The following is a 2,821-nucleotide window of genomic DNA, read 5'->3' on the forward strand; positions in this document are numbered from 1 at the left end:
AGTGAAGCCTGCGCATAAACGCTCAATAATATCGTTGCTTGACATTTCAAGTGAGAAAAATAATATCGGCTTGGGATCATCTTTTTTATGCTCATTAAACATGATGCCTGCCATTATGTTTACTGCCAGAGCGGTTTTACCTACGCTTGGGCGAGCACCTATCACTGTATAAGATGCTTTTCTTATGCCTCCGTCAAGTGCCTGATCTAGCGGTGTAAAACCTGTTGGGATCTTAATGCGTTCATCTTCGAGATCTTCTTTGTCAAAATTTTTATATTTCTTTGTTAACACCACTTCTGCAAGATCAAAATCGGCTTTTGCCTGTTGCAGATCGGAAATCTGATTTAAATCGCTTACAAGCTCTTTTACCTGTTCAACATAGCCGTTGGTAACATCTGCAGGATCATGGCTTAGAGTATTAAGCAGATCGAGTGTTTTTTTATAGAGCTTATACTTTGCAGATCCTCGATTGATTCCAATTGCTCTATCTTTTGCTAAATCAAGATTTGATAATCTTGAAACGGTAAGATTTTTGCATCTGTTAAGATAATCAATAATCTGCGATAAATCTTCAGATGATTTGTATTTGTATTTAAGATATTCTGCAAAATCCTCTAAATCAATTCTGCTTTGTGACTTGTAAGACAGATACGATTTTATAGATTTAAATAAAATTGCATAGGATATAGAGGTAAAAGAATTTTCTGAAATTTCAGTATTAACAGCATTTAAAGCCTCTGATCCATGATTTACCAGAAAACCAAAAAGATCATCAATGGATTGTGGATCGATGAAATCACTTTCCTGTAGTTTATCTAAGCTATTCATGTTATAATTGCCTTATCAGTCAAGCTGTCAACTTGCTGATTTTGTTTAAGTGTTAAAAAATCATTCTTAAAAAATCTGTTAGGAATTAAATTCTAGCAGATTTTTTTTGCTTTGATAGTTATAAAAATTATTTGTCTTTTATTCCTGTTTAAGCTGTTTTATAGCAGTATCAAAATCTTCTTCCATAATTTTCGTATTATTAACAGTATTTAATTTTTCTGTTTGATTACGTGGAGATTTCTTTTTAAATTCGTACTTAATACGCTGCCAGTTATTAACACCATAAGTATTATTGCAGATCTTCTCACATTCTGTTGAATTTCCAACAAAGATCACAAATCGTTTATCTGATAACTGCTCCCCTTGCTGAATGGTGTAATTTTCAAGAATATTTACATGGTTTTCAATGTTAACTCCAGAATAGATGCGAGCGAATTTTTCAGACAAAAAAAGCTCTTTGTCTGTTTCTTTTGCATCAAAAAACCTGCTGAAATTTTCAAAAATCAGTTTAAAGGCAATACACGCCCTTGCATCTGCAAAGACAATATCGCAATCGTCTGTATTGCAATCTCTAAACATATTGCCTGCGATTTCCAAGCCGATATGAAATAACTCTAATTCTGTATAGCCATCATTACGGCTTAACTGTTCGATTCTTTCTCTATAACCTTTTGATGTGATCGTTGCCTTTTTTAAGATTTTAAGCTGCACATCACGATCAAAACGTGTAATTACAGATGCAATCTCTTCAATCTCAAAATCAAAAAGATCTGCTCCTCTGGATTTAGCAAAACCTGATATAAATTCCACTGTGTCTTTTAATTCCATTTGTTACTCCTAAAAACCTTTTAAATTCATATACCACTGTTCAATGGTTTTTTCATTGATATTTTTTCCGTTGTAATATTTCTTAAAACGTTCAATCTCAAAACTAAGATTTACACGCAGTTTTTTTAGGTCAATAATTCCATCTTTGTGAAGTCGATTACCTACCTGTAAAAAAATATCGCTCAAATCGCTATCAGAATTGCACAGGATTGATTTTTGAGTGCTTGGTGGTATCTGAGTACCACTTTCGATCTTTTTTCGCTCCTTGAGCGTTTTTGACGTGTTTTTGAACTCTTCAATAATTTCAGGATCAATAATCTGAAAATATCGGTGCTTTGTTGTTCCGATCCCACGTACAACATAAGACACGATTTTTTGCTCTGATAGTCGCTTTGAAATGCGATTATAAGTCTGCGAGCCTCCCAGCAGATCCAGATCTTCTTTCAGAATAAACCCCTCCTGCGTGTTCTGTTTGGTTAAGATCCATAACAGACCTAGAAAGATCCTTTCTGAACTGGTTTTAATTCTGGGATCTCTGCTTAGTGGGATGTTTTTGATCATTTTAGCCTCGTTTTTGTGTGCAAATAATTATGTATTTTATTCAATAAAAAAAATAAAAAAAATAAAAAAAGTGTATGTGTCCGCATACTGTCATCTTATTGTTTGTCTTTTTGTTTTTTCTTATTGTTATGTCTTATTGTTTATCTTATTGTATTTATTTATACCATTTCGGTATAAACGATTGTACCATTATGTATATTTTGTTTCAATGGTTTTGGTATAATAATTTATATTGTTTTAGTATAGCGTTATGCCAAAATGATACAAATATAAATATCATTTTTTGATAACATTATACCATTTTGATATTATAAAAAGATCCAAAATCATATATACTTAATATATATATTTTTGATAGAATTAAAACATACTTTTTGTATATTATTTGATAGAGGTAACAATATGCGTTTTAAAAATAATTTTATTCTCAAAGTAATAGACGATCATCAAAAAGAAATGTGTACTCTTAATCATGGAGGTGCTTTGTCTTATGATGAATGTAAAACTGAAATCATTAAGGAAATGAAAACTCTTTTAACTGATGCACCTTATCTGTTTTCAGATAATTTCTATCTGGTTGTTACTACTACTGATTTAGAACTGT

The 2,821-nt window shown here is 31.7% G+C and carries 4 protein-coding genes; 1 reads left to right on the top strand and 3 read right to left on the bottom strand.

The genetic code is table 11. The features are described 5' to 3' along the window. From ACJML3_RS03980 to ACJML3_RS03990, 3 genes are all read right to left on the bottom strand, one after another. Nucleotides 1-828, bottom strand: an 828-nt coding sequence (locus ACJML3_RS03980) for a DnaB-like helicase C-terminal domain-containing protein (RefSeq protein WP_406020828.1), incomplete at its 3' end; no start/stop codon positions are given. A 138-nt stretch (nt 829-966) separates the two neighbouring features. Then, complete coding sequence (locus tag ACJML3_RS03985) at nt 967-1,656, bottom strand: hypothetical protein (RefSeq protein WP_406020830.1); 690 nt, start codon at nt 1,654-1,656, stop codon at nt 967-969. A 9-nt stretch (nt 1,657-1,665) separates the two neighbouring features. After that, nucleotides 1,666-2,217: a hypothetical protein gene (locus tag ACJML3_RS03990; protein ID WP_406020832.1), complete on the bottom strand. Its 552-nt coding sequence runs from the start codon at nt 2,215-2,217 to the stop codon at nt 1,666-1,668. Nucleotides 2,218-2,619: 402 nt separating this feature from the next. Here ACJML3_RS03990 and ACJML3_RS03995 point away from each other — a divergent pair. Next, on the top strand, nt 2,620-2,821 hold a 202-nt coding region (locus ACJML3_RS03995), incomplete at its 3' end, for a hypothetical protein (RefSeq protein WP_406020834.1).

This window comes from Succinivibrio sp. (assembly GCF_045124615.1).
GTDB classification, from domain to species: Bacteria; Pseudomonadota; Gammaproteobacteria; order Enterobacterales; family Succinivibrionaceae; genus Succinivibrio; species Succinivibrio faecicola.